Here is a 23908-nt window from a genome sequence, read left to right as displayed (position 1 = left end):
GCGTCGAAGCGGGGAGAGGCAGTCATCCGATGACATTCAGCTCGTTTCTGTTTCAGGCGGTCAACGGCCTGTCCGCGGCATCGGGCCTGTTCCTTGTGGCGGCCGGGCTGTCGCTGATCTTCGGCGTCACCCGGATCGTCAATATCGCGCACGGGTCCCTCTATATGGTCGGGACCTATATCGCCTACACCTTCGCCACCAGGATCGGCGGCGTCACCGGATTCTGGGGTGGCATCGTCGCCACCGCGCTGCTGGTCGGAATCCTCGGCGCCGTCATCGAGGTGCTGCTGCTCCGCCGGATCTATCGCGCGCCGGAGCTGTTTCAGTTGCTCGCCACCTTCGCCCTGGTGCTGGTCATCAATGACGCCACGCTGTGGATCTGGGGCCCGGAAGATCTGCTCGGCCCGCGTGCGCCGGGCCTCACCGGGTCCGTCGAACTGCTCGGCAGGCGGCTGCCGACCTACGACATTTTCCTGATCTTCGTCGGCCCGCTGGTGCTGTGGGCGCTGCATCTGGCACTGGCCAAGACGCGCTTCGGCCGGTTGATGCGCGCCGCCACCCAGGACCGTGAAATGGTCGGCGCTCTCGGCGTCAACCAGGCTATGCTGTTCACTGGTGTGTTTGCGCTCGGCGCCTTGCTGGCCGGCCTTGGCGGCGCGCTGCAGATCGCGCGCGAGCCGGCGACCCTTGCGACCGACCTGATCGTGATCGGCGACGCCTTCGTCGTGGTGGTGGTCGGCGGCATGGGGTCGATCTCCGGCGCCTATCTCGCCGCGGTGATCATCGCGGAAGTGAAAGCGCTGTGCATCGGGCTTGGCATCGTCCACTTCGGCGGCCTGTCGGTGAATTTCTCCAAGCTGACGCTGGTCGCTGAATTCCTGGTCATGGCGGCGGTGTTGATCATCCGGCCCTATGGCCTGCTCGGCCGCGAGCAGGTGGCGGTGCGCAGCGTCGCCGAGCCGGAGGAGCCGATGCGGCCGGCCACCCCGCTGGCGAAGATCGCCGGCCTCGTTTTGCTGGTGGTGCTGGTGTGTCTGCCGCTGATTGCGAAGAACTCCCCTATACGCTGGTGCTCGGCATCGACGTGCTGATCGCCGTGCTGTTCGCCACCAGCCTGCATTTCATCATGGGGCCGGGCGGCATGCACTCGTTCGGCCATGCCGCTTACTTCGGCCTCGGCGCCTATGGCACGGCCCTGGCGGTGAAATGGCTCGCTGCGCCGATGGGTCTGGCATTGGCGGCCGCGCCGGTGCTGGCGCTGCTGGGGGCTCTGCTGTTCGGCTGGTTCGCAGTGCGGCTATCCGGCGTTTATCTGGCGATGCTGACGCTGGCTTTTGCGCAGATCGTCTGGGCCTCGGTGTTCCAGTGGGAAGAACTCACCGGCGGCTCCAACGGCATTCTCGGCATCTGGCCGTCGGCGCCGTTCGACAGCCGCGGGCCGTTCTACTTCCTCACGCTGGCGCTGGCTGCCGCCGGCGTGCTGCTGCTGCGCAAATTCCTGTTCGCGCCGTTCGGCTACGCGATGCGGGCGGGGCGGGATTCGCCATTGCGCGCGGAAGCCATCGGCCTCGACGTCAAGCGCGTGCAGTGGTTGGGCTTCGCCATTGCCGGCGCGGTGTGCGGCGTCGCCGGCGGGCTGTTCGCCTTCGCCAAGGGATCGATTTCGCCGGAGACCATCGGCATTGGCCGCTCGATCGACGGTCTCGTCATGGTGCTGCTCGGCGGCATCCAGACCCTGAGCGGACCGATCGTCGGCGCCTCGGTGTTCGCGATCCTGCAGGACACCATCATGCGCTCCACCGAGTACTGGCGGGCGCTGCTCGGCGGCATCATCCTGCTCCTGGTGCTGGCGTTCCCGAGCGGCATCGTCGGCGGATTCCTGAAATTGTTCTCACGCCGGAAGGTGGCGTCATGAGCGATCTTGCCATCCGGCAGCTGTCGAAATCATTCGGCGGCGTTCGTGCGGTCAACGAAGTCTCGTTCGACATCCAGCGCGGCGAATTCCTGGCGCTGATCGGTCCCAACGGCGCCGGCAAATCGACCTGCTTCAACATGATCAACGGTCAGCTGTCGCCGGATTCCGGCGAGATCCATTTCGAGGGCACGTCGCTGATAGGGAAGAAGCCGCGCGAGATCTGGCGACTCGGCATCGGCCGTACTTTCCAGGTCGCTGCCACGTTCAACTCGATGACGGTGATCGAGAACGTGCAGATGGCACTGATCTCGCACGCCCACCAGATCTACAAGCTCTGGAAGCCCGCATCCTCCCTGCATCGCGCGCGCGCGCTCGAACTGCTGGCGCAGGTCGGCATGGCGGACGCCGCCGACCGGCCGAGCCGCGAACTCGCCTATGGCGACGTCAAGCGCGTCGAACTGGCGATCGCGCTGGCCAACGATCCGCGTCTGCTGCTGATGGATGAGCCGACAGCCGGCATGGCGCCGAAGGAGCGCAACGACCTGATCGCGCTGGTCAAGCGGCTGGTGATCGAGCGCGGCATCTCGGTGCTGTTCACCGAACATTCGATGGATGTGGTGTTCGCCTTCGCCGACCGCATCATCGTGCTGGCTAGGGGCGGCTGATTGCCGACGGCGATGCCAAAACCATCCGCGACAATCCGCAGGTCCGCGAAGTGTATTTCGGCACCGGAAAGACCTTCGCCAGATCGGAGGCCTCCTCATGAGCGTGCCGATGCTGACGGTCGACAATCTTGGTGCTTCCTACGGCGCGGCGCAGATCCTGTACGGGCTCAGTCTCGAGGTCGGGCGCGGCGAGGTGGTGGCGCTGATGGGCCGCAACGGCGCGGGCAAGACCACCACCATGAAGGCGATCATGGGCCTGATGGCGCAGTCGAGCGGCAGGGTCCAATTCAACGGCCACGACATCTCCGGCAAGCAGCCGTTCGAGATCGCGCGGTTGGGGCTCGGCTTCACCCCGGAAGACCGCCGCATCTTCTCCGATCTGACCGTAATGGAGAACCTCGACATCGGCCGCCAGCCGCCGCGCAGCTTTGCCGATGGCGTGCCGGCGCCGGTCTGGACCGAGGACAAGCTGCTCAAACTCTTTCCCAATCTCGGCGAGATGCCGAACCGGCCGGGCGGCCGGATGAGTGGCGGCGAGCAGCAGATGCTCACGGTGGCGCGGACGCTGATGGGCAATCCGCTGCTGATCCTGCTCGATGAACCTTCGGAGGGCGTGGCGCCGGTGATCGTTGACCAGATGGCCAATACGATTCTGGAGCTGAAGAGGGCAGGCGTTTCGATTTTGCTGTCGGAGCAGAACGTTCATTTCGCCGAACTGGTATCCGACAGGGCATATGTCCTCGAAAAGGGCCAGATCCAGTGGAATGGCAGCATGGCCGAGCTTGCCGTCAACATCGAAATCCAGCGCGCTTATTTGACTGTATGATGCTTCCGGTCACACTATGCTTGCAACTTACGGGGAATCCTGACGTTCAAGACAACCGGAATTCAAGTCGATGTTGAAACGCGGAAAACTCGAGGTTCTTCCCGGCGGTGCCGAACCGCCGCCGATTGACTATCATGTCGATTCCCAGGTCGGCTTCCTGATGCGCGTGGCGATGCAGCGGCACACCTCGATCTTCATGGCCAACATGATCGAGGATCTCACGCAGACGCAGTTTGCCGTGATGGCCAAGCTGCACGAGGTCGGGCCGTGCTCGCAGAACCATCTGGGCCGGCTGGTCTATCTCGACGCCGCGACCATCAAGGGCGTGGTCGACCGGCTCGGCCTGCGCGGCTTCGTCACCACCGGCTCCGACCCCACCGACCGGCGTCGTCGCGCGGTGTCGCTGACCGAGAAGGGCAGCAAGATCATGAAGGCCGCCATCAAGGTTGCCTCGGAGATAACAGCCAAGACGCTGCGGCCTTTGACGGCTGACGAACAGCGCACGCTGACCAAGCTGCTGAACAAGATTACGTAACGCGGAACCTCACAGCATGCGCTCCCCGCGAAGGCGGCCCATCCGTGCTGAACGTATAGACAAGCGGGACGGGGACGACAAACGGCTAGCTCCGTCTGTGTGACGTCGCCTTCACCATCTGCGGCATCGGGAAATCCCATTGAGGGGCTCCATGCATCCTGCCAGCATCACCAGCGGCCGTAGTGCGCGACGACGCCGCGAAAAAGCGCGTCCCGCTCGGCACCAAGATGTGTCCCGCTGGCGTCACCGGCCGCGTCCTTGCCAACGGCGGTGTGCACCATCACCAGCTTCAACGCCGGATCGACGTAGATCGCCTGTCCATAGACACCTTGCAGGACGAAGCGACGGTGGCTGCCGGGAAGCAACCAGACCTGAAAGCCGTAACCGTAATACGTGTTATCGTGCCAACGCATCTCGCCCGGACGAAATGCGGACGGCTGACGTGAGGCATCCGTCATATCAAGAAGATGCTCGGCCGATACGACGCGACGGCCAGACACCAGGCCATCATTGGCCAGCATCGATCCGAGACGGGCGTAGTCGCGCACGGTTGCGTTGAAATCACCTTGTGCAACCTCGGCTTGGTCGGCGGGATTCAGCATCCAGGTTGCCGTCGCCTGTGCGCCGATAGGCTGCCATATCTTTTCGTCGAGATAGTCGCACATCGTCCTGCGTGTTGCACCTCGCAGAACAAGACCGAGAACCTGGGTCTGGGCCCCGGCATAATTGAAGTGTGTGCCCTCCGGATCGATGCGCTCCGTAATGCTCTTGGCGGCAGCGATATTGCCCCGTCGACGCGTGATCCGGTTGTATTTTGCGCGGTCATCATCAGGGGTATAGTTCTCGACGTACTTGGCCCCCGACGCCATGCGCATCAGATTGACGATCTTCGTATTGCCAAACAACGTACCGGCGAGTTCGGGAACATATGTCGCGGCGGTATCGTCAAATGAGCGTATCAGCCCGTCTTCAAGTGCTTTGACCAACCCAAGCGCGGTGATCGTCTTGGCCATGGAATTCGACAGCATCCGCATGTCGGGCTTGCGATCGTAGTTATAGTTCTCGGCGACAATCTGTCCGTCGTGCAATACCAGCACCGCCGTGGCGCGTTGGCGGTGCATATAGTCGTCTAACGTAAATGCCGTGCCGCGAAAGCTGTAGCTGAAATTGATCGGCGTTCCCGTCGGGAACGGCAGGGGGACTTGCGCCGGAGCAAGCGTGCAGAATGGGCCGAGCGTGTCGAGCGCGCTGAAGGAGCCGACGCGGTACCGATCCTGACGGCTTTCATCGATGGCCGGAGCGACGGGATAACCCGCGGCCTTGCCCAGAATGCTCTCCTCGGGAGCGGCGATGGAGCAACGCACGCCTGAAAGCAAGAGGAGCGACGCCGTGGCAAACATGATCCGCATGCAGGCGGAAAAAGCCGACATCTGGCGGCACTTTTTGCTCCATGTCATGCGCCACTTTCTATTTTCGCTTTCAACAACGCCTTGATCGTCTGCGGCATCACCGGCAGCCGCGTGATGGCGCCGGGCATGCCCAGGGCGTTGTCGATGGCGGAGGCGATGGCGGCGCCCACCGCGTTGGCGCCACCTTCGCCGGCGCCTTTCAGGCCCATGGGATTGAGGGGGCTCGGCGCATCTTCGGTGATGATGACCTCCACATCGGGCACTTCGCGTGACGTCGGCATCAGGTAGTCGGCGAAGGTCACGGACAGTGGTTCGCCACGGTCGTCATAGGCGAATTCCTCATACAGCGCACCGCCGATGCCTTGCGCCACGCCGCCTACGATCTGCCCATTCACCAGCATGGGATTGACCGCCTTGCCGATGTCATAGGCGACCAGATAGCGCTCGATGGCGACGGCGCCGGTGTCGGCAGCGAGTTTCACCACTGCGATGTGAACGCCGTAGGGATAGGTCATGTGGCGGGACTCGAACGAGGCTTCGGCTGATAGGCCGGGCTCGTCGTCGCCGAGCAGCTTTGAGCCGGGCGCCAGTGCCGCCGCGATCTGCGCCAGCCTGATCGACGGACCGGCGCTGCCGCCGCTGCGCACGATCAGGCCATCGACGATGTCGAGATCGGCCGCCGGCGACTGCAGCAGTTCGGCGGCGATTGCCAAAATCCTGTCGCGCAATTTGATTGCGGCGAGGCGGGTGGCTTCGCCGGTCATCACGGTGACGCGCGAGGCAAAGGCGCCGAGTCCGCGCGCGATGCGGTTGGTCTGCCCGTGGATGACGTTGATGGCGTCATAACGAACGCCAAGCGTGTCGGCGCAGATCTGTGCCACCACGGTCTCGACGCCCTGGCCGACGGAGGCCGCACCGGTGACCACCTCAACCATGCCGCTGGTATTGACGGTGATGCGCACATCGTCGAACGGGCCAAGCCCGCTCTTCTCCACGAACATCGCCACGCCGGCGCCGATCAGTTCGCCATTGGCGCGACGCTGTTTCTGTTCGGTTTGCAGCGCCGGCCAGCCGATGCCCTCCAGTGCCTTGTCGAGCAGCAGGGGTAATCGCCGGAGTCCAGCACGATGTCGGTGCCCAGAGTTTCCAGAGCACGCGTCACCGGCATCGCACTCTGTTGGATCAGGTTGCGGCGGCGCACCTCGACGCCGTCGATGCCGACCTTGGCGGCGACGGCATCGAGCAGGCGCTCGCGGACAAAGGTGCTTTCATAGCGGCCGGGTGCGCGATAGGTGCCGCCCGGCGTCTTGTTGGTGAGGCGGATATGGCCGACCGCGCGATAGGCCGGTATGCGATAGGGACCGGGCAGCATCGCCGCGGCAAGATCTGGAACGGTGGCGGCGTGCGTGCGCATGTAGCCGCCCTGGTCGTGGAAGAACTCGTCGTCGATCGCCAAAATGTTGCCGTCGGCATCGATGGCGGCGCGGACATGATGCGTCTGCTGGCGCGAATGGTTGGCCGCGATCAGATGCTCGCGGCGGTCCTCGATCCACTTCACGGGACGCCCGAGGCGCAGCGCCGCGAGGCACACCAGGACATCTTCCGGATAAAGCTCGCCGCGGATACCAAAACCGCCGCCGACGTGCCCCTCGAACAGGTTGACGCGCTCCGGCGCGCGCCCGAGCATCCGCGCGATCGAATCCCGGTTCCAGTGCGGCACTTTTGCTGCGCCGTACATTTCCAGCATGTCGGTGGACGCGACATAGCGGCCGAGCGCGCCGCGGGTTTCCAGCGGCACGCCGGAATGGCGGCCGATGTCCAGCGTCAGTTCGACGCTGGCATAGGCGTCGCGAAACGCGGCATCGACGTCGCCGTAGCCCTTGCGGATGATCGCCGGCTCCGTCGACAAGCCCTGTCGGAAATCGCCGATCGGCCCGTCGGCCTGCAGGATGACCGGCAGTTCCTCGAGCTCCACGACCACTTGCTCGGCGGCGTCCTCTGCCAGATAGGGATCGTCGGCGAACACCACGGCGACGGGATCGCCTACATAGCGCACGCGATCGTTGGCCAGAATGGTCTGGCGATAGGCTTTGAGGCTTTCGATTTTGGTCAGGCGGAAATCGATCGGCGGAATGTCGGCGACATCGGCAAAGACCCAGGCGGCGTGCACGCCGGGGATCGCCAGTGCCGCACTGAGGTCGACCGAGACGATGCGGCCATGGGCATAGGTCGAGCGCACCACGCGCATGTGCAGTTGGTTGGGGAAATTGACGTCGGCGGCGAACAGGCCCTGGCCACGCAGCAGCGGCCCGTCCTCCTTGCGGGCGATGGAGCGCCCGACCAGCTTTTGGCGTGGCGCGTCGGTCACGACTGGCGCATCTCGATGGCGGCGGCGCGCACGGCCTTGATGATGTTCTGATAGCCGGTGCAGCGGCACAGGTTGGATGACAGCACGTCGACAAGGTCGTCGTCGGAGATATCAGGCTCGCGCTCCAGCACGCCCACGGCCAGCATCAGGAAGCCCGGCGTGCAGAAGCCGCATTGCAGGCCATGGTTGTTCATGAAGGCCTTTTGCATCGGGTGCATGGCATCGCCCTTGGCGAGACCCTCGACGGTGCGGATCTCCTTGCCGGCGGCCTGCTCCGCAAACATCAAACAGGATCGCACGGGCTCGCCATTGACCAGCACGGTGCATGCGCCGCAGACGCCATGCTCGCAGCCGATATGGGTGCCGGTCTGGCCGCATTCCTCGCGGATGGCGTCCGCCAGCGTGCGCCGCGACGCCACCGAAATGGCGTGGTCGCGGCCGTTGATACGCAGGGTAATGCTGGATTTTTCGGTCATGGAAGTTTTCCGCTGCTGCGCAGGGCCGCCCGGATCCGTTGCGGCGTGGCCGGCATTTCGTCGATCGACACGCCGAACGGGGCCAGCGCGTCGTTGATGGCTGAGATCACCGCCGCCGGCGCACCGATGGCGCCGCCTTCGCCGAGGCCCTTGGCCTTGGTGATGGTTTCTCCGGTCAGGGTCTCGATGTGGTGCAATTCGATGTCGGGAATCTCATGGGACGTCGGCGGCAGGAAGTCCGCCAGCGTGCTGGTCAGGATGTTGCCGGTCTCGTCGTAGATGATCTCTTCCAGCAGTGCGTTGCCGATGCCCTGCGCCACGCCGCCCTGCACCTGGCCGTCGGCGATCATCGGATTGATGATCAGGCCGGCGTCTTCGGCGACGAGAAACTTCTTCATCTCGACCTTGCCGGTGGCGATATCGACCTCGACGATGGCGACGTGGCAGGCATTGGAGAAGGTACCGGGCGGATCATAGCTGGCGCTTTCGCTGAGGCCGGGTTCGATCTCGCCCTTGAACATGAAGGTCTGGTGATAGGCGGCGCGCGCCATGGCCGCGATGCTGATCGAGCGGTCGGTACCCGCCACCTGGGCCGCGCCGTCCTTCAGCACGATATCGTCGGGTGCAGCTTCCAGCATGTGGCTGGCGATCTTGATCAGCTTGGTGCGCACCTTTGCGCTGCCAGCATACTGGCGCCCCCGGATAGCACCAGCGAGCGGCTGGCGAAAGTGCCCCAGCCATAGGCGATGCGGTCGGTGTCGCCGTGCACGATCTTGACGACCCCGGGATCGACGCCGATCTGGTCGGCAATGACCTGCGCCAGCGTGGTGCGCAGGCCCTGGCCGTGTGGCGACGAGCCGATCCGCGCCTCGACGAAGCCTGAGGGATCGACGGTGAGATGCACCGTCTCCCAGCCCGGCGAGATGTCCATGCCGCGGGCCGCGAAGGCGGGGCTGCCATAGCCGGTGCGCTCGGAAAAGGTGGCGATGCCGATGCCGAGATAGCGGCCGCTGTCGCGCGCCGCCTTTTGCCTGATACGGAAGCCCGCGAGGTCGATGGCCTTGATGGCCATCTCCATGGTCTCCTTGTAGGTGCCATCGTCGAAGACGAGACCGGTGGCGGAGGTGTAGGGGAACTTGTCGATCAGGTTGCGGCGGCGCAGTTCGGTGGGCTCACAGCCGAAGAAGGCTGCGGCCTTGTCCATCAGCCGTTCCAGCACGAAGGTGATCACCGGGCGCGACACGCCGCGATACGGCGCCATCGGGCAGGTGTGGGTCACGACGCCCCTGGCGCGGCAATCATAGGCGCGCACGTCATAGGGGCCTGGCAATTCGGCCAGCGCCATCAGCGGCTCGACGCCGCAAGTGGTGGGGAAGCAGGAATAGGCGCCGACATTGGCGACGATGTCACCTTTCAACGCCAGCAATTTGCCGTTGGCGTCGAAGGCGCCTTCGACCAGGGCATGCTGGTCGCGGCTGTGGAAGGAGGCGATCAGGTTTTCGCGGCGGTCTTCGGTCCACGCCACCGAGCTGCGCAGTTTGCGCGCCAGCCAGACCAGCAGCACATATTCCGGTCCCAGCGACATCTTCTGACCGAAGCCTCCGCCGACATCGGGCGCGATAACCCGCAGGTCGGATTCCGGCATGCCGAGGATATCGGCGATGGCCGTGCGCGTCATGTGCGGCATCTGCACGGTGCATGTCAGCGTCACCCGGCCGGTGGAGAGGTCATAAGCGGCGTGGCCGGCGCGAGCCTCCATCGGCGTGGCGTTCTGGCGGCGCGAGCGCGCGTCGACGCGGATGACGGTGTGCGCGGCCTTCCACACCTCGTCGAAACCAGGCGTGGCAATGCGGCCCTCGACAACGACGTTGCCTGCGGCCTCGGCATGGACTAGAGGCGCGCCGTCGCGCAACGCATCGATGCAATCGACCAGAGGGGCGGTCTCGGAGACGGCGACTTCGACCTGGTCGGCGAGATCCTCGGCGAGGTCCTTGCTGGCGGCATAGACGGCGGCCACCGGCTCGCCGGTGAAGCGCACCACGCCCTCGGCGAGGATCGGCTGTCCGACCGCCACGTAGTTGAATTTGCTGAGGCCGGGTCGGATCTGCTTCAGCGCGGTAAGGTCGGCAGCAGTGACAATCGTCGCGCCGTCGGGCGCGCTGATGCCGTCGATGCGGCCGGCAGCGACGCTGCTGCGGACGATACGCATCCAGTGAACCGCCGGCAGGTCGGCGGTGAAGCGGCCTTGCCCAGTGACGAGGGCGGGATCCTCGACCCGGCGGATCGAGCGCCCGACCCAGGTGGTGCCGGAGCCCTTCACCGGCGCGGTCATTGCGCGGATCGGTCCAGCGCGCGCCGGGTCACGGCAACGACGAGATCGCGGCGATACTCCGCTGACGTCTGGATATCCTCGAGCGGATCGACGGCGACGGCGGCGATTGAAGCGGCAGCGGCGAAGACGTCCGCGTCGGGCTTTTGTCCGTTCAGCGCGGCCTCGGCCTCGGGAATGCGGCGGGCGCGGTCCTCGGCGCCGCCGATGCCGACGCGCACATCGGCCATTACGCCGTCGACGATGCGATAGGTGACGAGTGCCGCGGCCATGGCAAAATCGCCGGCGCGGCGGTTGAATTCGTAGAACCCGAACCGGGTGTCGGCGGGCAGCAGCGGCAACCGCGCTTCGGCCAGAAACTCATCCTCGGCAAGCGATGTCGACATGATGCCTTCGAGGAAATTGACGACCTCGACGATGCGCTCGCCGCGCACGCTCTTGACCACGAGTTGCGCGCCGAGCGTCGCCGCCACCAGGCACCACTCGGAGGCCGGATCGGCATGCGCGAGGCTGCCGCAGAAAGTGCCGCGCATGCGAATCGGATAATGCGCGATGTGCTTGACCACATAGGCCAGCAGGTGGCCGAGCACTCCGTCGACCACCGGCTTGTGGAACGCGCCGTGGCGCACCCGCGCGCCGATCGACAGCATGTCGCCGTCGACCGCGAGACGATCGAGGCCTTCGACCTCGTTGATGTCGATCAGGTGGGCGGGCCGCGCCATCCGGAACGCCATGATCGGCACCAGGCTCTGGCCGCCGGCGAGAATGCGGCCATCGAGCGGGGCATACTCAGCCAGCGCCTGGACGACCTCGTCGACGGTGCGCGGAACGTGGCGGGTAAAGGCGGCCGGTTTCATCGGATAACCCAGGAGGAGGGAGGGTCAAATTCACTTGTATGCTAACAATCGGTCCGGCGATGTCAATCTGGCTGCTGGCGCAAAACCATGCCTTTGCTGCCTGCGTTGGCGGCGTTTCCGGCGCCGTTGGCAAGGCCGGTCCGATACGCCGACGCTGGTCAAGAAGCACGGCCTCCAGCGGAGGAGACCAATTCGAACTCTGCGATGGATCACAGCAACGCGCGCTATCCCTGAACGCGATGGGGCCGTTCGTCCCCGGCCAGTCCACTGTGGTTCAGGGCGCCATGATGCCAGCAGGGGGCCGATCTCGACGTCGTTGGCGGCGACCATATGGACGCCCGGGTTCAGGCAGGGGCGAACTTCCGGCCCGGAGGTCACGACCGCGTCCCTCAAGGCAACGCGTTGCACAGTGCCGGCCTGGCTGCGCTCATGCCAGCCCTTGATCTTTTGCAGATCGATGCGATGGCACGCAGAGACCTGCGGACAACGACGAACTTGTAGTTCGCTGGCCCCGGCCGCAATGCCGCCTTGGCTGTCCTCGCCGCCGTGCTGCCACGTCCCGGCAGTTCGCGATCGACGATCACCACGTCGAGCCCCTGGCGGGTGAGTTGCTCGGCCATCAAGGATCCCGTGATGCCGCAGCCGACGATGAGCACGTCGCATCGAATGTCCTCGGTCACTGGCCGCCGGATAGCGCGGGCACCCCCTGCAAACCACGGCGAGCATCCCCCGCGCAGGTCCGCCTGCTCGGTACTGTCGGAATCGAAGGTCTGAATGGGAGCACCTGAAGGCTCGAATGACAACGAGATGAATACGAACTGAACTAAAATTGAATTAGAAACCCACCGTTTCGCAAGGGCGGCCGCCCGTTGTGGCTTCATCGGCCGCATGGTTTCCGGCATTCGCATGCTGCGCGCCCATGTCTTCCGTCAACCAGCCACGCATCGATCCGCGGCGTCGCAGGTCCAATCCGACACCGCGGGGTAGCGAACGGGACGATAGTTTGCGCAGGCTGGTACGCTCGAACATGGGGCTTCTGCTCTGAATTCGCATGATAATTTCCAGCGTCGCCTTAGGTTCCGTGCAATGCTGCCGTCCGTCGCCTTAATGTCTCCGTTGATACACAAATCGCTGCGGCGCAGGCACAACATGGATGACTTGTGCACAACCTCCGTCGTTGCATCGCCGGCGAATGATGCAGATCAACGTCGCGATCCGTCGGCGTTGCTAAAGGGGCAGCGGTACTCTCCCAGAAACGGACCAAGATCATGAAAATGAAAGCAGCGGTTTTCGTTGAACCCGGACGTATCGTTCTCGAGGACAAGCCAATTCCCGATATCGGTCCGCTGGACGCGCTGGTGCGGATCACGACCACCACGATCTGCGGCACCGACATTCACATCCTGAAGGGCGAGTATCCGGTCGAACGCGGTCTCACCATCGGCCATGAACCGGTGGGCGTGATCGAGAAACTAGGCTCCGCCGTGCAGGGCTATCGTGAAGGCCAGCGGGTGATCGCTGGCGCTATCACGCCGAGCGGCTACAGCAATGCCTGCCTGTGCGGTTGCCTCAGCCAGGACGGTGCCGGCACCAAGCATGGCTTCAAGGCGATCGGAGGCTGGAAGTTCGGCAACACCATCGACGGCTGCCAGGCCGAATATGTCCGGGTGCCGGATGCCATGGCCAATCTGGCGGCTGTGCCCGACGGCCTGACCGACGAGCAGGTGCTGATGTGCCCGGACATCATGTCGACGGGCTTCAGCGGTGCAGAGAGCGGCAAAGTGCGTATTGGCGACACCGTTGCGATCTTCGCGCAGGGACCGATCGGACTCTGCGCCACCGCGGGCGCACGGCTGTCCGGCGCCACCACCATCATTTCGGTCGACGGACTGGCATCGCGCATGAGCGTCTCGCGCCTGCTCGGTGCCGATCACTGTGTGGATTTCACCAAGGTCGATCCGGTCGAGGAGATCATGCGCCTCACCGACGGGCGCGGCGTCGACGTGGCGATCGAGGCGCTCGGCACCCAGGCCACCTTCGCGGCGGCGCTGCGCGTGCTGCGGCCGGGGGCACGCTGTCGAGTCTCGGTGTCTATTCCTCCGACCTGACGATTCCGCTGTCGGCCTTTGCCGCAGGCCTTGCAGACACCACCATCGTGACGACGCTGTGCCCCGGCGGCAAGGAGCGCATGCGCCGGCTGATGTCGGCGATCGAATCCGGCCGCGTCGATCTCAAGCCGCTGGTCACCCACCGCTTCAAGCTCGACGACATCGAGGCCGCCTACGACCTGTTCGGCCACCAGCGCGATGGCGTGCTGAAGGTGGCGATTACGCCCTGAGGGTGCGCCATTCACCTCCGCGGTGAAATCGCAGATCCATCAATGGCGATCGATCGGCCTGGCGCGACCGGGCCGCTTGCGGCGACTTTCCAACGCCGCCGGTCCGCCTCCCGTCCCTCGAAAGCCGGACGAAATCCCCGTCATATCAGGGGCTTGTCTGGCGCGTGGACAGGTCGAGGCGCGGAGACTAAGAGAGGGCCAAATCGCTTGAGGGCAAGCTTCATGAGTCTGCCGGCGCCTGCCGGATTCCCGGGCTTGGCGCCTCATCACCCGCTCAAAGGACGTCGCGACGTGGACAACAAGACCGCAGCTTTACCCCAGCTCTCGCTGTCGAAAGACAAGATCCGCGTCCTGCTGCTCGAGGGGGTCAACGACAGTGCCGTGCAGATGATCGAGACCGCCGGCTATTCCAACCTGACGCGGTTGCCCAAGGCGCTGGATGGCGAAGCACTGAAGGAGGCCATCAAGGGCGTGCACCTCCTCGGCATCCGGTCGCGCACCCAGATCACCCCTGAGATTCTCGAAGCGGCGGACCGGCTGATCGCCATCGGCTGCTTCAGCGTCGGCACCAACCAGGTCGATCTCGACGCAACCCGCCAGAACGGCATTCCGGTTTTCAATGCGCCGTTTTCCAACACCCGCAGTGTGGCGGAACTGGTGATCGGCGAAATCGTCATGCTGTTCCGCCGAGTCATCGCGCGCTCCAATGCGGCGCATGAGGGGCGTTGGGACAAGTCCGCCAATGACAGCCTCGAAGTGCGAGGCAAGACGCTCGGCATCATCGGCTACGGCAACATCGGCTCGCAGCTGTCCAATCTCGCCGAAGCGCTGGGCATGCGAGTGATCTTCTACGATCACACCGACAAGCTGCGCCATGGCAACACCGAGCCGGTTGGCAGCCTGCAGGAGTTGCTGAGCCAGAGCGATGTGGTGACCCTGCATGTGCCGGAGACACCGGCCACCTACAACATGATCGGCCGCGATGAATTCGCGGCCATGAAGCAGGGCGCCTATTTCATCAACAACAGCCGCGGCACCGTGGTCGATCTCGACGCGCTGGCCGAGGCGTTGAAGGCGGACAAGCTGCGCGGAGCGGCGGTCGACGTGTTTCCGGTCGAGCCGGGCTCCAATGCCGAGCGCTTCGTCTCGCCGTTGCAGGGATTGTCGAACGTTATCCTGACGCCGCACATCGGCGGTTCGACCGAGGAAGCGCAGGAGCGCATCGGCGCTGAGGTCGCGCGCAAGCTGATCGACTACAGCGATTCCGGCTCGACCGTCGGCGCAGTGAATTTCCCGCAGGTGCAACTGCCGCCACGTCCGCAGGGCACCCGCTTCATCCAGGTCCAGCGCAACGTGCCCGGTATGCTCGGGCGCCTCAACGAGGTGCTGGCCCGCCACGCCGTCAATATCGCCGCGCAGTATTACGAAACCCACGCCGATGTCGGCTATGTCGTGCTTGATGCCGACACCTCGGCGGCGGACAGCCAGGGCGTACTGGAAGATATCCGGGAGCTGGAAGGTACTATCCGCGCGCGGCTGCTTTACGAATACAGAACCTGAGCGCCGCGCCGAACGTACGATTCGTGTGGTGTCGTGGGCGCTCGGCGCGTCAGGAAATGCCCTTGATCTTTCGGCAAGACGTCGCAGAACCCGATGTGGTTCGGATGATGTCGACCAAAGACTTCAACTGGGAAATTTCCTTGCGGTTCAGGAACCGCAACGTGGCTCGCGGGTAGCTGTTGCAAAATTGCGAGAGCGTCGCCGCTGTTGCCGAAATACTGTCTTTCTTCGGGGCTATGGCGATACCCCCATCCTTCAGGATGTAGGCGTCTTTGACATTCGCCATGGCCGACGTCGCCAGGCATGTCTTGAACAGGTCCTCATAGGCTTGCGGAGGCATGGGCAGGTCGCCGGCCATGCCGCCGAGCAGATATTCCCGGCTCTTGCCGCAGTTCTCGGCCTTGGCGCCGACCGTCGCAAGCGCCAGGAATAGCAGGATGAAAGTGGCGCATCTCATGCGGATATCGCCGCAGCGTCGAGTTGCTGTGCCGGCATACGAGTCCAGTTCCGTGCCTCGTTGTGTGCGAGCCCGTAGGTCTCGGCGGCGCAGCGCTCCCAGGAAAGCGTGCGCGCATGGGCGAGGGCGCCGGCCCCCAGCGCCGCCCGAATGCTGCCATCCTGCGCCAGCCACGCAATGGCGCCGGCAATCGCCATCACGTTCGGCGCGAGCAGCAGTCCGCTTTCGTCCGCGACAACCGCGTCGGACACGCCCCCGATCGCCGTTGCGACGCTCGGAAGCCCGCACGCGCCGGCCTCCAGATATACCAGGCCGAAGCCCTCCACGCGCCCGGACAGATCCAGGGCGCCTGTCAGGCAAAAAAGTCGGCCGCGTTGTAGATGTCCCGAATGGCCTCGTTCGGAAGTGCGCCGAGCATGCGAACGTCGCCATCCGATACGTCGATGATACGCCGCAATCCGTTGACGTAGTCGGATTCACCCTCCGGGCCGATCACCAGCCAAGTGATCCGTCGACGTAAATCGTCCGGAAGCGAATTCAACGCCGACAGCGTCAGATGGTGTCCTTTGCGGCGTGTGATCCGGGCCACGGTGACGATGACGATGCGATCTTCCGCGAGGCCGTACGCCTTGCGCGTGTCGGCGCGGCTCTTTCCCTGGCCAAACCAGAAATCGGATACGCCGAGCGGCACGTCCTTGACCTGGCACGACTGCGCGGGGAACTTTTCCCTGAACAGATCCCGCGTGTAGCGGCTGTTGGCGACGATTTCGGTCCGCTGACCGAATGCGCGCGTGGTCCGAATTGCAAGGCGCTTGAGCGGCGTCTGGACTTCATTGATTTCGGTGCCGTGGACCGTCATCAGCAGCCGTGCCTTTGTCAGCCGTCGTGACAGGGCGACAGGGATGAAAAACGGCCAATCGGCGCCGTGAATGACGTCGTAATTCTCGCGGCGGACGAACTGCCGGGCCAGCCCTATTTTCGCGGTCAGGTCGCGCGACGAATGCAGGCCTCCCTGGAAGCGTTCAACCGCAAACGTCAGCGCCTCGTCTTCGTTGGCAGTGTTCTTGCCGTAGGCGGGCGCCACGACCGTGACCTGCGCACCAAGTGCGGTCGCGGCCGTGGCCATCTCGCGCGCATAAGTGCCGATCCCGCCCTGTGCGGGGGCGAACTCACTGGTGAGCATCAGAATGTTCAAGTGGTGACCTCTGCCGTTTACAACGCCGCTATCATGAAGCGCGAGTTCTGGATCTCCTTGTGATAGCGGTAGACGCGGGCCAGCTGCGTGTTCGGCGTGAAATCGGCGATCGACTCCGCGATGGTCGCCGGAGTCATGTGGCCTGCGTCGACAGCGTCGTGGATATCGACGAACCGTTGCGCGAGCGCTTCGGCCATGTCATCGGCTGTCCCGTGGCGGGGCACGAGATAGCCGCTCACGCCGTCGTGGATTACCGGTTCGAGCTGCGGCAGATGCACGGCGACCACCGGACGCCCGACGGCGAGGATCTCCAGGACGCACCTTGGCATTCCCTCGAACTCGGACGTCAGAATTCCGGCATGGGCAGATGCAAGCGTCGCCGCCATGCCTGCGGCGTCCTTGAAGCCGTGCCGCACGGTGATGTCTTCGATCGCCGCGAATTCAGCGAAGCGGTGAGGGTCGCTAGTGCCGATGTAGTGAAATTCCACACCGTCTTTCAAGCGCGATCGCAAGCGATCGATAGCCTTGAACATCAGCGGCGGATCCTTGAACTCGTCGAGACGCCCGGCAAAGACGATCCGAAACGGCGACGAGCTGGCGGGGAAGGGCTGTGGCTTGAAGATGTCGGTATTCACCCAGGTCCAGAGCGTGTCGATCTTCTGACGCCTGCTTGGATAGGTCTTCTGAAGGCGTTCGGTGATGAACGGGTTGACGCAGAGAAATCGCTCGCTCATCGTGACAGCGAAGCGCTCGCCCACGTTGTGGACGAACGAATACTTTCTCAACAGCGAATCCATCTGCATCTTCGGCGCGCCTTCGCCATGCAGCATCTGAACGAAAGGCCGGCGCAACAGCGTCGGCAGCCATGAGAATTCGACGCGGCGCAGATCGATCGAGCAGCGCCTTGCGCGAATGACCTTGGCGATGGTGCCGAAATGGCGAACCAACGCGACGAAAAACTGCCCGGTCAGGGATGAGCGAATGGTGCGCGCAGCCTCGCGCGCCTGATCGTCGGAATAGTGCAGGATCGGAAGAAAATCGAATGACCTGCCGCGGAAGGTGAGTTTATGAATCTCCCCGAGCTTCAGATCGCCGATCAGAATCGACCCCGACGAACAGCAAGTCGGTGTCGGCCGGGTGGAAGGTGATGAAATCGCGGATGTAGGTCTCAAGTCCGCCGACTTTCTGACCGCGGGGATCGAACGGATGAATGAGACAGATCTGATAGCGCTCCGGCGTATGGCTCACATTTCGCGCCCGCTGTGCCAGCGTCAAAGTCGAAATCATGCTGCGTTCCTCATGCGTGCATTGAAAATCTGCGGAATGCTGCGCGCTACCAACTGCGGAACCGTCCCCAGGCAGCGGGCGTAGCGTGGTCCCAGGCGCCTGGGATTCTGCAGCATGCGCCATGCCCATTCGAGGCCGTACTTCTGGGAGAAGCCGGGCGCGCGGGTCTGCGTGCCCGCGATGAAGTCGAGCGCCGCGCCGATGCACAGCATGCCGGTGCCCGTCAGCTCGTCGAGACAGCGTGCCGCGAACAGCTCCTGTCGCGGAGCACCCAGGGCAACAAAACAGATCCTGGCGCCGGACCGGCGAATCCTGTCGATGGCGACGTCAGCCTCGCCCGAATAAGGGTCGAAGTTGTGACCGGGCGACAGGCATCCAACGACGTCGAGCCCCGGGTATCGTTCGCGCAGGCGTTGCGACGCAGTCGCGAGCGTCGACTCATTCGAGCCGAGCAGGAACACCGGAAGCCGTTTTCGTCCGGCTTCGCGGCAAACCGGCTCCACCAGATCGGCGCCAGTGGTCCGATCCGTGCGCGCGCCAACGAGGCGACTCAAGACAACGATGGGGAAGCCGTCGGCTGTGACAAAACGCGCGCGCCGATAGGCAGAGCGGAATCCCGAATGATGCTGCAGCTTGTCGACGTGATCCAGGTTGAGCGTGCAAACGCTGAAATTGTCGCCGTGTTGCGCTGCTGACACGATGGACGTCACGCCTTCTGGAAGCGAATGAACATTGATGGCGATGCCATCGACGGTGAGGTCGCGTGATTGCTGAGTCTGCTGTTCCACGATGTCGATCTCCGATGATCTGTGATCGATTGCTCGAATGAAAGCCAACACACCTCCGCTGTCGAGCGAAGGCGAACGATGATCGAAGACTCGCTTCGATGATCACGCCATCAAATCGATATATTGCGACGCAACGATGGTGATGCGCATCACAACCGCGCCGCAATGCGAATAGCTCGGGAGCTCACGATGAAAAAAATGTCACGACGACAGGCAATTGCAGTTTTTGCAGGCGCTGCAGCGGCGTCGGGAACACGCTCCGTCGCCGCGCCAGCACAAAGCCTCGGCGCGATAGCAGCTTCAAATGGTTTGGTTTTTGGTGCTGCGGCGGGCCCTGTGATCGACAAGGACGCCGCATATCGCGAACTATACACGACGCATGCACGAATTGTTACAACCGACGTTGCATTGAAAATCGGCACGATCGCCGGGCAACCCGGACCGAAGAGATTCGACAGTGCGGATCGGCTGCTGAAATTTTGCGCGAAAAATAAAATTCCCATGCGCGGTCATTGCCTGATCTGGAACGAGTGGGTTCCGCAATGGATCAGGAACATGAGTACATCGGAGAGACAGGTGTTCTTCGATAGCTATATTGAAGAAGTCGTCGGCCGCTACGCGGGGCAGCTGCAATCGTGGGACATTGTCAACGAGCCGTTCTGGCCGGGCCACAAGGCCCCGGGCGGCTATCGCCTCGGTCCATGGTACGACGCCTTCGGCACCGGTTATGTTCGCCGTGCGTTCGAGCGGGCCGCGATGGCGGACAAGAAGACAAAATTTGTTCTCAATGAAGCGCAGACGGAACGCGACGATGAGGTCGGGCTCGCCGTCCGCGCGGGATTGCTGCGATTGGTCGATGAGCTCAAGGAGGCCGGGGTGCCGTTGCATGCCGTCGGTTTGCAGGGACACCTGCAGCCGCGTTATCCGCATGATCCATCGCGCTTTTCGGATTTCGTTCACGCGCTGGCCGAGCGCAAGGTGGAGATCTACATCACCGAGTTCGACGTTCGTGACGATACGTTCCCGGACGATATCCCGACGCGCGACGCGAAGATCGCGGAGACTGCCGAAAAATTCCTCAACAATGTCTTGCGCGTTCCGGCGGTTAAGGCCGTGATCGCGTGGGAACTCGCCGATAACTATTCCTTCTACACGGATGCCGCGAAGAAGAAGGACCCGCTCGCGCAACGGCTTCCGCGGCCATTGCCCTTCGATTCGGCGATGCAGAAAAAGCCGCTTTGGTACGCAATGGCGCGGGCGTTCCAGAACGTGAAGAAGGCGTGAGGCGGGCCTTGCGTCAGGTGTGCGGCGTTGCTGCGCGTGAGCGCAGCAGCCGCGCCAGCGTGCGCGCGTAAAGCAGCGCCAGAACGACGATATAGATCGCAGCGCCGGCCGCAATATGCAGCGCCAGCATCCCGAAGGAACGCGCTTCCGGCATCCGGTCGAGCACAGCGGCCATTGCGATAGTGGCCGTTGCGATCCGCAGCAGATGCCCGATTGGCAGCGTCAGGCCGAATTTCACGAAGCCGATCGAAAAGCTGACGGTGGCTGCGGCGCTCGCGGCCACCACCGTCGCACCGGCGGCGCCGACGAGCCCCAGTACCTGATGCAGACGACACTGGAAAAGACGGTCACGGCGGCATCGATCATAGCCACGATGATCATCAGGCGGGTGCGGCTGTGCAGCAGGAAAACCTGGTCGCCGAAGTGTGCGCGCAGATTGCGGATGGAGCCGGCCAGGACGGAGAGCGGGAGCACCGCCAGTGTCACTTGCTGGAATGGCGTGGCGATCAATAGGTGTACGATTTCGTTGCGCAGCATGAAGATGCCGCCGATGCTCGGCGCCAGAACGGCGATGAGCAGCGCACTGTTGTCCGCGAGCTGGCGCATCGCCGCTTTGCTGCCGCCTTGCTCCATGCTTTTGACGGCCAGCGGAAACGCGGCCGCCGTGACCAGCATGGCGGCCACTGCCGCGGCGCGCTGTCCGAGGCCATATCCGACGGCGAACAGGCCGGCTGCTGCCACGCCCCTGAGATCGTTGATGATGAAGCGTGATGCATTGAGGCCGACCCAGCCGAGCCCGCCGCCAATGACAAGCGGGATGCCATAACGCAGCGCGTGATCGATGATCTCCCGGTCGATCGGCCAGAACCGCCGGCCGTGGCCGATCACCGGCAGCACCACGACGGCGGCGATCAACTGCGCAATCGCATAGCCCGCCAGCGGCCATTCCGGAGACTGGCCGAATAGTCTGATCATGGCGAGGCCGACCAGAAAACCGATCACGGGCCCGACGATCTGCTGGATCGAATAGACGCCGATTTGTTGGCGAACGCGGGCGCGCTCGCCGATATAGAGATTGAGCGAACGGGTGATGACATAGGCGACGGTGGCGACGAGCAGCCATGCGGTCGCGTCTGGCGCAATCACCAGGCGGAGCACGCCGACCATGATGACGCTTTGCAGGATGGCCGAGATCAGCAGAATCGCGTTCTCGGTGCGGTAGAACCGCTCGGCGCGATGGGCGTCTTGATATCTTCCGAAGAACCGCAGCGCATATTGCGACCACCAGACGAGGAAGCCGATCTGCAGCAATTCATGGGTCGCGGTCACCAGCGTGACGACGCCCAGCGTGTGCTCGTCGACGACGTGGGTCCAGACGATCATCGCGACCAGCTGGAAGAGCGGTCCGATGATCTGCGCGGGCAGATAAAGCAGGGTCTGTCGCAGCAGCATGCTCAGGCCCCCAACCAATGAGCGAAACGCGACGGAATGAACCGCCGGACCGCAAGCAAGCCGATGACACTGAGGGCCGCCGTTGCGGTGAAGGTAACGGCCGTGTCCGCGACCGGTCCCAGCTGGCGCAGGCCCGTATGATCGCGCAGCAGCATCACGATGAAGATGTGCCAGAGATAGATGAAATAGCTGCCCGAGCCCAACGTCACGAGCTGACGATGCCTGATATTGAGTGCAAGCAGCACGATGCAGAGGAGCGCTGCATAGCCGAAGAACGCCACCGAATCATAGTCGGCGGCGTCGCCGATCTGGAACTGTCGGATCGCAGCATAGATCACGTACAGGACGAACGCGACGGCGATCAGAGGTCGCCGTATCTGCTGGACGTTCGTCCGGACGCCCGGCAGGCCCACCAGCGCACCGAGCGCGGCGAAGCAGAACCAGAATGGAATGTCACGCATGCGGAATTCTTCGACCAGCGAGGGCGACGCACCGAAGTGAAACAGCAGGGGATCGAGATAGCTGCCGGCGATCAGGCCGATTGCAATGGCCAGCAGCAGTATCACGGCCAGTTGCTGGTCGGTGCGAGGTTCATCTTCCGAGCGAGGGCGGAACACCAGCCAGAGCAGAACGGTGCAGCCGGCATACACGAAGACATAATAGTAGACGAAAACATAGGCGAGAAGAAATCGCGCGACAGTGGCAACCGGTCGATGGTCCATCGCCGGATTATGCAGCGCCATATAGAGGTACGCAGCGACGAAGGCGATGGCATAGGGGACCAAGATCGCCTTGAAGCGCCGCGCCAGCGGCACTCGGCCGGACTGCGCCGTCAGGTAGCCGGAGACAAACAGAAAGATCGGCACGCATGGTCGCAGCGCGGCATCAAGCCAAGTCTCCCACGCCGGCGTGAGCGGTTGATGCAGCGAATGGATGCCGATCACCATCAGAATGGCGATGCCACGCATGGTGTCTATTCCGCTGTCGCGGCCGGCGGCCTTGGCCGCTCGGTCGATGGCAAGCATCGCGGAAACCTGCGCCGTTGTCGTCATCGCCGGGTATCCGGGCGTGCGGCCACCGCGACCGGCCTTCGCGTCCCGATACGGCGATCGAAGGCGTCATTCAGGTATCGCCGCATTGGGTTTTCGAACCAGCGCAGCGAAGCAAGGCTGGCGATGGCCAGCACGACAATCGCGACGGGGATCAGCGTCAGCCTGCCGCCGGGCAGATGCGGCGCCAGATCACGCGCGCCAAATGTCAGGACGATGGTTGCGACCGGGATGTGCAGCATGTAACAGGAATAGGTCAGCGACGACCAGCGATCGAAGCCGAATGTCGTCAACAGGGTGTCGCGGCAGGTGCAGTCGCTCTGGATGGCAAGCGTGGCAATGGCATAGATGACAATGAGGTCGGCCATTTCCGGCAGCCAGGAGCCGGCCAGGATGAAGGCCGCGAGCAGCGCGGTCACCGCGCCGGGAATGACGGGCCAGCGTGCGATCTGGTCCCGGAACAGGTAGCAGGCGACACCGAGGTTGAAGGCCGGCAGTGCGCGAAAGGCGCCGCCTTTGTTGATCCAGTCGGCCCACGATCCGGTTCCGGTGGCCGCGGCGTAAGCGCTGTTCGCCAATGCCGGGAGGACGACGAGCGCGATGATCAGCGCCTTGTTCCGCGTTACGGTGATCGCGATGAGCGGAAACAGCACGTAGCAGAACATCTCCGCGGAGAGTGACCAGCTAGGAAAATTGAACGTCAGCCGTGCGCCGTCGATGGCGTGGAGCAACAGCAGCTGGGCCGGCAGGTCGGACAACGGATAACGGGCGGTGTTGTCCGTCCTGGCGATGCCGAAATGCAGCGCCAGCGCGAGGGCGACGTAGAATGCCAGCGTCGCCAGATGCAGCGGATAGATCCGTGCCAGGCGGCGCCACAGGAAACGTCCGATCGACATGGGATCGCCGACGCGGCCGAGATACTGGCTGGCAATGACGAAGCCGGAGACCACGAAGAACAGGTCGACGAACAGGTTGAAGTGCCAGGTGTGAGCGACCATGAACTGGCCGACCTGGGTGTCCTTCACATAGTCGGAGTAGTGCAGGATCACCACGGCGCATGCCGCGATGATCCGCAGCGCGTCAAGGTTTCGTGTGCTGTTGGTATTGTCTTGCAAACA

18 protein-coding genes and 5 pseudogenes are annotated in these 23908 nt (G+C 63.6%); 7 read left to right on the top strand and 16 right to left on the bottom strand.

The annotated features are described in order from the left end of the window. The first annotated feature begins 29 nt into the window (after positions 1 to 29). The 4 genes and pseudogenes from ONR75_RS32905 to ONR75_RS21590 all read left to right on the top strand — a co-directional run bounded on the left by ONR75_RS32905 (position 30) and on the right by ONR75_RS21590 (position 3941). A pseudogene (locus tag ONR75_RS32905) lies at positions 30 to 1915 on the top strand (ABC transporter permease). After that, positions 1912 to 2681, top strand: a pseudogene (locus ONR75_RS21600) (ABC transporter ATP-binding protein). The pseudogenes ONR75_RS32905 and ONR75_RS21600 overlap by 4 nt, the downstream one beginning before the upstream one ends. Then, positions 2678 to 3406: an ABC transporter ATP-binding protein gene (locus ONR75_RS21595; protein ID WP_265079054.1), complete on the top strand. Its 729-nt coding sequence runs from the start codon at positions 2678 to 2680 to the stop codon at positions 3404 to 3406. Before ONR75_RS21600 ends, ONR75_RS21595 begins: the two are co-directional and overlap by 4 nt. A gap of 70 nt (positions 3407 to 3476) precedes the next feature. After that, positions 3477 to 3941, top strand: a complete 465-nt coding sequence (locus tag ONR75_RS21590; RefSeq protein ID WP_265079053.1) for a MarR family winged helix-turn-helix transcriptional regulator — start codon at positions 3477 to 3479, stop codon at positions 3939 to 3941. A 167-nt stretch (positions 3942 to 4108) separates the two neighbouring features. Here the strand turns inward: ONR75_RS21590 and ONR75_RS21585 are convergent, their stop codons facing one another. The 7 genes and pseudogenes from ONR75_RS21585 to ONR75_RS21560 form a co-directional block, all read right to left on the bottom strand. Then, entirely contained in the window at positions 4109 to 5398 is a 1290-nt protein-coding gene (locus ONR75_RS21585; protein WP_265079052.1) for a serine hydrolase domain-containing protein, read from the bottom strand. Beyond that, on the bottom strand, positions 5395 to 6411 hold the full coding sequence (locus ONR75_RS32520) for a xanthine dehydrogenase family protein molybdopterin-binding subunit (RefSeq protein ID WP_320109754.1): 1017 nt from the start codon (positions 6409 to 6411) through the stop codon (positions 5395 to 5397). Before ONR75_RS32520 ends, ONR75_RS21585 begins: the two co-directional genes overlap by 4 nt. Further along, positions 6369 to 7718: a xanthine dehydrogenase family protein molybdopterin-binding subunit gene (locus ONR75_RS32515; RefSeq protein ID WP_320109638.1), complete on the bottom strand. Its 1350-nt coding sequence runs from the start codon at positions 7716 to 7718 to the stop codon at positions 6369 to 6371. Before ONR75_RS32515 ends, ONR75_RS32520 begins: the two co-directional genes overlap by 43 nt. Beyond that, positions 7715 to 8194 (bottom strand): (2Fe-2S)-binding protein, encoded by a 480-nt coding sequence (locus ONR75_RS21575; RefSeq protein WP_265079051.1) that lies wholly within the window; start codon positions 8192 to 8194, stop codon positions 7715 to 7717. Before ONR75_RS21575 ends, ONR75_RS32515 begins: the two co-directional genes overlap by 4 nt. Beyond that, positions 8191 to 10526 (bottom strand): annotated as a pseudogene (locus ONR75_RS21570) (xanthine dehydrogenase family protein molybdopterin-binding subunit). The gene ONR75_RS21575 and the pseudogene ONR75_RS21570 overlap by 4 nt, the downstream one beginning before the upstream one ends. Next, a complete protein-coding gene (locus ONR75_RS21565) occupies positions 10523 to 11380 on the bottom strand; it encodes an FAD binding domain-containing protein (RefSeq protein WP_265079050.1) in 858 nt (285 codons plus the stop codon). Before ONR75_RS21565 ends, ONR75_RS21570 begins: the two are co-directional and overlap by 4 nt. A gap of 389 nt (positions 11381 to 11769) precedes the next feature. Beyond that, positions 11770 to 12282, bottom strand: coding sequence for an FAD-dependent oxidoreductase (locus tag ONR75_RS21560; protein WP_265079049.1), 513 nt, complete (start codon positions 12280 to 12282; stop codon positions 11770 to 11772). Between the two features lie 363 nt (positions 12283 to 12645). On the opposite strand from ONR75_RS21560, the pseudogene ONR75_RS21555 reads away from it, so the two are divergent. Together ONR75_RS21555 and serA are read left to right on the top strand one after the other, a co-directional pair. Continuing rightward, a pseudogene (locus ONR75_RS21555) lies at positions 12646 to 13718 on the top strand (NAD(P)-dependent alcohol dehydrogenase). A 291-nt stretch (positions 13719 to 14009) separates the two neighbouring features. Then, complete coding sequence (gene serA, locus ONR75_RS21550) at positions 14010 to 15278, top strand: phosphoglycerate dehydrogenase (RefSeq protein WP_265079048.1); 1269 nt, start codon at positions 14010 to 14012, stop codon at positions 15276 to 15278. A 49-nt stretch (positions 15279 to 15327) separates the two neighbouring features. Here serA and ONR75_RS21545 read toward each other — a convergent pair whose 3' ends face one another. The 5 genes and pseudogenes from ONR75_RS21545 to ONR75_RS21525 form a co-directional block, all read right to left on the bottom strand. Further along, positions 15328 to 15735, bottom strand: a complete 408-nt coding sequence (locus tag ONR75_RS21545; protein ID WP_265079047.1) for a hypothetical protein — start codon at positions 15733 to 15735, stop codon at positions 15328 to 15330. Continuing rightward, a pseudogene (locus ONR75_RS21540) lies at positions 15732 to 16918 on the bottom strand (glycosyltransferase family 4 protein). The gene ONR75_RS21545 and the pseudogene ONR75_RS21540 overlap by 4 nt, the downstream one beginning before the upstream one ends. 29 nt (positions 16919 to 16947) lie before the next feature. After that, the gene (locus tag ONR75_RS21535; RefSeq protein ID WP_265079046.1) at positions 16948 to 17727 is read right to left on the bottom strand and encodes a glycosyltransferase; all 780 of its coding nucleotides are present in this window, start codon (positions 17725 to 17727) and stop codon (positions 16948 to 16950) included. A gap of 268 nt (positions 17728 to 17995) precedes the next feature. Beyond that, a complete protein-coding gene (locus ONR75_RS21530; protein WP_265079045.1) occupies positions 17996 to 18205 on the bottom strand; it encodes a hypothetical protein in 210 nt (69 codons plus the stop codon). An 8-nt stretch (positions 18206 to 18213) separates the two neighbouring features. Next, on the bottom strand, positions 18214 to 19005 hold the full coding sequence (locus tag ONR75_RS21525; RefSeq protein WP_265079044.1) for a WecB/TagA/CpsF family glycosyltransferase: 792 nt from the start codon (positions 19003 to 19005) through the stop codon (positions 18214 to 18216). 189 nt (positions 19006 to 19194) lie between these two features. Here ONR75_RS21525 and ONR75_RS21520 point away from each other — a divergent pair, with 189 nt between their 5' ends. Further along, the gene (locus ONR75_RS21520) at positions 19195 to 20289 is read left to right on the top strand and encodes an endo-1,4-beta-xylanase (RefSeq protein WP_265079043.1); all 1095 of its coding nucleotides are present in this window, start codon (positions 19195 to 19197) and stop codon (positions 20287 to 20289) included. 13 nt (positions 20290 to 20302) lie between these two features. Here the strand turns inward: ONR75_RS21520 and ONR75_RS21515 are convergent, their stop codons facing one another. The 4 genes from ONR75_RS21515 to ONR75_RS21500 are packed head-to-tail and all read right to left on the bottom strand — an operon-like array spanning position 20303 to position 23905. Next, complete coding sequence (locus ONR75_RS21515; RefSeq protein ID WP_265079042.1) at positions 20303 to 20527, bottom strand: hypothetical protein; 225 nt, start codon at positions 20525 to 20527, stop codon at positions 20303 to 20305. Further along, complete coding sequence (locus ONR75_RS21510) at positions 20524 to 21741, bottom strand: lipopolysaccharide biosynthesis protein (protein WP_265079041.1); 1218 nt, start codon at positions 21739 to 21741, stop codon at positions 20524 to 20526. Before ONR75_RS21510 ends, ONR75_RS21515 begins: the two co-directional genes overlap by 4 nt. A 2-nt stretch (positions 21742 to 21743) precedes the next feature. Beyond that, entirely contained in the window at positions 21744 to 22793 is a 1050-nt protein-coding gene (locus ONR75_RS21505) for an acyltransferase family protein (protein WP_265079040.1), read from the bottom strand. After that, on the bottom strand, positions 22790 to 23905 hold the full coding sequence (locus tag ONR75_RS21500; RefSeq protein ID WP_265079039.1) for an acyltransferase family protein: 1116 nt from the start codon (positions 23903 to 23905) through the stop codon (positions 22790 to 22792). Before ONR75_RS21500 ends, ONR75_RS21505 begins: the two co-directional genes overlap by 4 nt. Positions 23906 to 23908: the final 3 nt, after the last annotated feature.

The organism is Rhodopseudomonas sp. P2A-2r (genome assembly GCF_026015985.1).
Classification (GTDB): domain Bacteria; phylum Pseudomonadota; class Alphaproteobacteria; order Rhizobiales; family Xanthobacteraceae; genus Tardiphaga.
This window is presented reverse-complemented; position numbering and strand designations above follow the sequence as displayed.